The organism is uncultured Nostoc sp., assembly GCF_964247315.1.
Taxonomy (GTDB): domain Bacteria; phylum Cyanobacteriota; class Cyanobacteriia; order Cyanobacteriales; family Nostocaceae; genus Nostoc.
In genome coordinates this window covers 52,089-59,424 of sequence record NZ_CAXTTT010000035.1, presented here as the reverse complement: position 1 = coordinate 59,424, position 7,336 = coordinate 52,089, and the positions used below count along the sequence as shown (strand labels likewise).

Below are 7,336 nucleotides of genomic sequence, written 5' to 3'. Positions count from 1 at the left end.
GTATCAAAGACTCGTCGGCGAGTATCAAAGACTCATTCACGAGTATCAAAGACTCATTCACGAGTATCAAAGACTCGTCGGCGAGTATCAAAGACTCATTCACGAGTATCAAAGACTTATCCCCTATTCCTTATGCCCAATGCCCCATGCCCAATGCCTAATGACAAATGACCAATGACTAATGACTAATGAATAAAAAGTGGTTCCGAATTGGGATGGTAAGTGTATTTATTCTCTCACTTGCCTTACGGTTTTGGGGACTGGAGCGATTCAACACTCTAGTATTTGATGAAGTTTATTTTGCTAAATTCGGTAATAATTATCTTACGCATACGCCATTTTTTAATGCTCATCCGCCGCTGAGTCAATATATTATTGGCATCGGCATTTGGATTGGCAGTCACATTCCTTTTTGGCACGATACGGTAAATGGGCTGACAGGTTCATTGCGATCGCCTTGGACTTATCGTTGGTTCAATGCCCTGACTGGCTCATTTATTCCTGTAGTTGTGGCTGCGATCGCTTATCAGTTAAGTTATCGTCGTACCTTTGCAATACTTGCAGGATTATTCACAGCTTGTGATGGTATTTTTTTAGTTGAGTCTAGGTATGCTCTAAGTAATATTTATATCGTCATTTTTGGTTTGTTAGGGCACTGGTTTTTATTATTGGCATTAAATAACCAAAATCGGCGACGTTCTTTTTGGTTAGTTTTTGCTGGCATTGGTTTTGGTGCTTCAGTCGGTACTAAGTGGAATGGTTTATGGTTCCTATCAGGTGCTTATCTGATTTGGGTAGCAGCTTGGGTAATTCATTTAACATATTCTTTTCCTAACCTCAAACTCTTTTTTACATCCTCTTCATTGAAGGAGGCAGGAGTTAGAAATCAGGAGTCAGGGGTTAGTACTTATTCTCCCTCATTTCCCTTATCCCTCTCATCTCAGACACCACTACAAAACTTGACTCAGCTCAATATTTTTCAGATGCTGTTTTATCTAGGAATTATCCCAGCTTTTATCTATAGCATCATCTGGATTCCTCACCTTCAACTAGATAAAACTTATGGATTTATTGCAGTACATCAGCAAATTTTGAAGTTTCACTTACATCTAGGTGGTAATAGTCCTAACGTACATCCTTACTGTGCTGCCTGGTATAAATGGCCTTTGATGACTCGACCAATGGCATATTATTATCAAACGGCTGAAAGTATCACCGATCCGTTACCTGTGATGGACCCGCCTTTGCCTGCCAGCGCTGGAAAAGTTATTTATGATGTCCACGCAATGGGCAATCCATTTTTGTGGTGGTTTGGTGCTGCTGCTATGTTGTTTTTAGTAGGAATGCTGGTTTCACAAATCGTAATTCCTTGGGTGAAGGAAAAGCGTTTTTCTCTTAAAGCAACTCCTAATGTTGATACTTGGATTGCTTTATATATAGTTATCAATTATGCTGCTAACTTATTACCTTGGGTGAAGGTTAATAGGTGCGTTTTTATTTATCACTATATGTGTGCATTGGTGTTTGTATTTTTAGCGATCGCTTGGTTTGTCGATCGGTGTCTTTGCAGTTATTATCAACAACTCCGGGCGCTAGGTGTCACCATTACTTTTATTATTCTGGCTGCTTTTATTTTCTGGATGCCCATTTATTTGGGTTTACCCCTCTCCCCTAACGATTATAAGCTGCGAATGTGGTTCAACTCTTGGATATAGTTTCTTCCTCCTGCCTTCTATCTTAAAACCTGTAACTTTGTACCTCATTTACCTAAAATATCCTGTAGATGTGTTTTCTGCACCAATACACTTGGGTTAAGAAAATTTATCTCTTGAGGCAGGCTGTTCTTGAGCAGGGGGAGAAAAAACCTTATCTGAACCGTATTGTTTCCTGCATCTAATGCTGATTGAGAATAGTGCAAAATGTCAGATTTAATTAAAAAATGAAGAATTGCAAAGAATAGTAGCCAGTTGATGCATCTATTCCAGAACCTTATCGTAATGTCATAAAGTTCTACAGCGATCAACCGCCACAACTCTATATGGGAGCAAAAATAGAAGATGCATGGCTATTCTCAATCCGGGATAACGGGATTGGCATTAACCCACAATTTAGCGATCGCAAATATTTTTACTTGTAAATAAAGTATTCAGTGGTAATACTACGTTGTCGTATTGAGCCTAACATTTCATAAAAGTTTTACGGTTAATTTACTGAATTCACATATATGATTTGTAGCTTGATATATACCTGACATACAATACATATAATACATAAAAAATTGTGCGCTATTAGGGTAATCACTAGCCCCTAAATAGATTTGTTTGTGAGTGCTTGAGAAATTATATCCCAAGTACAAGGCTTTTATGCGTTTACAAAACTAACAATTCTACGTTTATGTCTGACTACCAAGGTAAACCTGAAACTAACTACTTAAGTGGATGTACTGGTAAGTATTTAACAGCGTTTCAGCGGAAACTGCTATTACAAAATTTGCAAAAAAGTTTACTTGAATCCTACCGCCAACGCATTGAAATCATGTTGTTGGCAGATGAGGGAAAAACTCAAAGGTCGATTTGTCAAAGCTTGGGGTGTTGTCCAGCAACAGCACGACATTGGACACACATAGCCCGAACTGGGATGGCCCACAAATGGCAAGATTGCCCCCTTGGTCGCCCAAAGGCGGTAAATGACGAGTATTTACAACGTTTGAAAGAACTGATTAATAGTAGTCCCCGCGATCATGGCTATTCTTTTCGACGCTGGACAGCAAACTGGCTTGGGAAACATCTAGCAAAAGAATTTGGGATTGAGGTGAGCGATCGCCATATCAAGCGACTGCTCAAACAGATGGGATTATCCACACTACCAAAACCCAGCAATTCTGAAGCAAACAGCAATGAACAAGCTCAAGGTTCCAAAATTTTGATTGCTGACCTTAAATCCGCAGCTATTCCAGATAATACCGAATTTTTACCTATTAACTTTGCAAAATTAGGAAAAGATTTAGACATTCATGGCGCAAGATATATCCGCTCAGTTAGTAACTCTGCAACTGTTCAACAAAACTCTGGGTTATTCTCTTTCGACAGAGGAATTTCAACACTGTCTTCAACAAGTTAAATTTATTAATCCGAAAGTTGGCAAGTTCTGGCAAGGAAGTGATGCTCAACCAGGAATCTATATTGCGATCGCTGGTAAGGTCAGGTTGCTAGATAGCGCCGATGAGTTAATCGCCACTTTAGAGGCAGGTGACTCATTTGGAGAATTTACCTTGTTTAATGAGGGTGACTTTAAACCTTACGCTGCTAGAGCTTCAGTAAACTTGCAACTGTGCTTTGTTCCGAGTGAAGTGTTGTGGCCATTGATGACTAAATATCCCCAAATTCGGGAGCATTTGTGGGCTAAGGCGCTATTTCGTAACCCTCAACAGGTGGACTTAGATAATCCCCCATCTGACTCCAAACGGATGCATGAAAGGAAGATTTTGTCAACGCCAGCAGTAGAGCCACGCCAGAAAAAGATTAGCAAAGCCTATTTTCCCAACTCCACGCAGCGAGTCGGGCATTTGTTACAGCGAGTGATTCGGCGCTATCCGTTTTTTGCCCAACAGAGTGGATCGGATTGCGGTGCAGCTTGTTTAGTGATGGTGTCTCGCTATTGGGGGAAAAACTTTAGTGTAAATCGCCTGCGGGATATTGCCAATGTTGATCGCAATGGCTCCTCACTGCGGGGGTTATCAGCGGCGGCGGAAAGTATTGGGTTTAGCACGCGACCGGTGAAAGCAAGTCTTGACCAATTGGCGAAGCAAAAATTGCCTGCGATCGCTCACTGGGAAGGCAAGCATTACATCGTTGTCTACGAAATTACGCCCAAACACGTCATTGTCGCCGACCCCGCCATTGGTCAATGCACCCTCAGCCACGCCGAATTTAAAGTCAACTGGACTGGCTATACACTGCTGGTGCAACCCACAGCCTGGTTGAAGGATACCAAAGAGACTACAACTCCTTTTTGGCAATTCTTTGAGTTAATAAAGCCTCACTCTTTGGTAATGCTGGAAGTGTTTGTTGCTTCAGTATTTATCCAGATTTTTGGACTGATTACGCCCCTATTCACGCAGTTAATTTTAGACAGAGTAGTAGTGCAGCGTTCTGAACTAACCTTAACGGCGGTGGGGTTAGGGTTACTAATTTTTAGTTTATTCCGTGTGGCAATGACGGGGTTGCGGCAATATCTGTTAGACCATACGGCGAATAAGCTTGATTTAGCACTAATTGTAGGATTTATTCGCCATACCTTGCGGCTACCTTTGAGTTACTTTGAGTCGCGTTATGTGGGGGATATTATCTCTCGTGTACAAGAAAATCGTAAAATTCAACGCTTCCTCTCCGGTGAAGCGTTGTCCATCCTGCTGGATTTAGTTACTGTCTTTATCTATTTAGGATTGATGTTTTGGTACAGTTGGAAAATGGCGTTGCTGGTGTTAGTGATTATACCGCCTTTTTTCCTGCTGGCATTGATTGCCACACCTTTTTTACAAAAGATTTATCGGGAAATCTTTAATGCTGTTGCTAATGAAAGTAGCTATCTGATTGAAGCCCTTTCTGGTGTGAGAACAGTTAAATCCACAGCAGTAGAACAGACAGTGCGTTGGCATTGGGAAGAGTTATTAAGTAAGGAAATAAAAACTAACTTTTCTGGGCAAATTATCAGCAATCGCCTGCAAATATTTAGCAACACAATTGAAGCAGTAGTAACTACCATATTGCTGTGGTTTGGGGCGTACCAAGTGATTCACAACCAGCTAACCATTGGGCAATTGGTAGCATTTAATATGTTGCTGGGAAATATTATTCGACCCTTCCAACGATTAACAGTTTTGTGGAATCAATTGCAAGAAGTGGTGATTGCCGTGGAACGCATTAATGATGTGTTGGATGCAGAACCAGAAGAGGATTTGCAACACCAAGCGCGGCAATCTTTACCACCCATTCAAGGTAACATTCGCTTTGACAACGTGACGTTTCGCTATCACCCTGAGAGCGATATCAATGTTTTAGAAAATCTCAGTTTTGAAATATACAGTGGGCAAATGGTTGCCCTGGTAGGACGGAGTGGTTCGGGGAAAACCACGATTTCTAAGCTGGTTTTGGGGTTATATCCGCCCACAGATGGCAAAGTATTGATTGATGGGCAGGATATTACCAGTCTTTCGTTGCGTTCTCTACGCGAACAGGTTGGGGTAGTTGATCAAGATACCTTTTTGTTTGGCGGAACGATTCGGGAAAATATTAGCTTGGCACATCCTGGGGCAACTTTGGCAGAGATTATTGAGGCGGCGCGATTGGCTGGTGCTGATGAGTTTATTAAAAAGTTACCTATGGGTTATGAAACCCAGATTGGTGAAGGAGGGGGGATGTTGTCTGGAGGACAGCGACAAAGAATTGCGATCGCTAAAGCGTTGTTAGGCAATCCCAAGCTGTTGGTTTTGGATGAAGCGACTTCCCATCTGGATGCAGAGTCAGAAAGAATTATTCAAACGAATTTAAACACAATTCTCAAAGGCAGAACCACCTTAGTAATCGCCCATCGCCTTTCAACTGTGCGGAATGCAGATTTGATTTTAGTGCTAGATCGCGGCGTGTTGATTGAGAGTGGGACTCACCAAGAGTTGATGGCCAAGCGGGGACATTATTTTTATCTCAATCATCAGCAGATGGATGTTGCGGGGTGAAACAAGAGGATAAGCAGGAAAATTTTTTGTCTCCCCATTCCCAAAATCCAAAATTGATATCAGGAAAAATCATGCCAAACACATTGAATGGAAGGGTTCAAACCCAAATCTATAAGGTAGAACAGCACGAGGAAATTTTAAAGGAGCAAACACCAGCTAGATCAACTGATGATTGGGCAGACGCAACCAAGGATTTACTTGATAGCTTGCCCCAGGTTTGGACAAGGGGATTACTGTATTTTTTAGTGGTATTTGTGTCGATTATTTTACCTTGGGCGATGCTATCTAAGGTGGATGAAACAGGTACGGCAAGAGGGCAAATGGAGCCAAGAGGAAAGACGGTTAGGCTGGATGCTGCTGTAGCAGGTACTGTTGCGGAAATTCGGGTAAAGGAGGGTGATTCAGTTAAAGTTGGGCAGACTTTATTGGTGTTGGAATCGGAATTAGTTAAAGCGGAATTGCGGCAGGTACAGGAGAAGTTGGAGGGACAATTAAATCGACTTTCTCAGTTAAATTCATCTAAAAGTCAGTTAGTTGTATCTTTCACAACGCAGCAGCAACAAAATCAATCTCAACAGTTAGAAAAGCAGTCTCAAATTGACCAAGCGCGACAGAATATAGATGCTCTGAGGAATTCCTATGATTTACAAAAAGACGAAAAATTAGCTCAAGTCAATCAGGCACGGCAAACTCTTGAGCATAGTCAAACTGCTAATAAGTTAGTAAACAGTAGTTTAGCGAGTACCGAGCGGGAAGTTGAACGCTATCGCAGTCTTTGGCAGTCAGGGGTTGTTCCAGAAATTAATCTTGTCCAGAAACAAGATATAGCTAAAGACAAGCAACAGTTATACGAACAAAATCAGTCAGATATTGAACAGGCTAAACTACGTTTGGTAGAACAACAGAGTAGTTATGAGCGGACTATTCGACAAGCAAATGCAGATATTGAGCAGGCACAGTTGCGACTGAAAGAACAGGAAAGGAGTTATCAGACCTTAACTCGTTCCAGTAAGTTAGCTTTGCTAAAAATCGACGAACAACAGAAGGATTTGGAGACAGAAATTACTACGCTTCAAGCAGAAATTGCTCAAAGTAAGAGTCAGATTGTATCGTTAAAATTTCAGTTAGGACAACGAGAGTTAAGAGCCAGCGTGAATGGTAGAGTGTTTCAGCTACCGATACAACGGGCTGGGTCTGTGGTGCAGCCTGGAACAATGATTGCGGAGATTGCACCTCAAGGTTCGCCTTTAATAATTCGGGCGCAAATGGCAACAACTGAGAGTGGTTTTTTGCGAAAAGGATTGCCAGTAAAGTTAAAGTTTGATGCTTATCCGTTTCAGGATTATGGGGTGGTAGAAGGAAAATTGTTAGAGATTTCTCCTACTACCATAGAAGTGGATACACCTAATGGAAAGGTAGCAGCTTATAACTTGGAAATTGCCCTAAAACAAAATTGTATTCCCTCTGCTAATAAATGTATTGCCTTGCATCCTGGGGATACGGCGACAGCTGAGGTAATTGTGCGCCAGCGTCGAATTATTGATTTTCTACTTGACCCATTTAAGCAGTTGCAGCAGGGTGGGATGAAATTGTAAAAGTTTC

4 protein-coding genes and 1 pseudogene are annotated in these 7,336 nt (G+C 41.6%); all 5 read left to right on the top strand.

What is annotated here, in order from left to right:
- Positions 1-188 precede the first annotated feature (188 nt).
- The 5 genes and pseudogenes from ACFE93_RS12885 (at position 189) to ACFE93_RS12865 (ending at position 7,329) form a co-directional block, all read left to right on the top strand.
- Positions 189-1,715, top strand: coding sequence for a dolichyl-phosphate-mannose--protein mannosyltransferase (locus tag ACFE93_RS12885; RefSeq protein ID WP_375473659.1), 1,527 nt, complete (start codon positions 189-191; stop codon positions 1,713-1,715).
- A 243-nt stretch (positions 1,716-1,958) separates the two neighbouring features.
- Positions 1,959-2,119, top strand: a pseudogene (locus tag ACFE93_RS12880) (ATP-binding protein); the annotation flags it as partial.
- A gap of 275 nt (positions 2,120-2,394) precedes the next feature.
- Positions 2,395-3,120, top strand: a complete 726-nt coding sequence (locus tag ACFE93_RS12875; protein ID WP_375473658.1) for a transposase — start codon at positions 2,395-2,397, stop codon at positions 3,118-3,120.
- Positions 3,014-5,734: a peptidase domain-containing ABC transporter gene (locus ACFE93_RS12870; RefSeq protein ID WP_375473657.1), complete on the top strand. Its 2,721-nt coding sequence runs from the start codon at positions 3,014-3,016 to the stop codon at positions 5,732-5,734. Before ACFE93_RS12875 ends, ACFE93_RS12870 begins: the two co-directional genes overlap by 107 nt.
- 71 nt (positions 5,735-5,805) lie before the next feature.
- Positions 5,806-7,329 (top strand): HlyD family efflux transporter periplasmic adaptor subunit, encoded by a 1,524-nt coding sequence (locus ACFE93_RS12865; RefSeq protein ID WP_375473656.1) that lies wholly within the window; start codon positions 5,806-5,808, stop codon positions 7,327-7,329.
- Positions 7,330-7,336: the final 7 nt, after the last annotated feature.

Bases quoted from the DNA above. Each gene is read 5' to 3' on its own strand.
- ACFE93_RS12885 (WP_375473659.1), top strand. From the start codon at position 189: ATGAATAAAAAGTGGTTCCGAATTGGGATGGTAAGTGTATTTATTCTC.
- ACFE93_RS12865 (WP_375473656.1), top strand. From the start codon at position 5,806: ATGCCAAACACATTGAATGGAAGGGTTCAAACCCAAATCTATAAGGTA.
- ACFE93_RS12870 (WP_375473657.1), top strand. From the start codon at position 3,014: ATGGCGCAAGATATATCCGCTCAGTTAGTAACTCTGCAACTGTTCAAC.
- ACFE93_RS12875 (WP_375473658.1), top strand. From the start codon at position 2,395: ATGTCTGACTACCAAGGTAAACCTGAAACTAACTACTTAAGTGGATGT.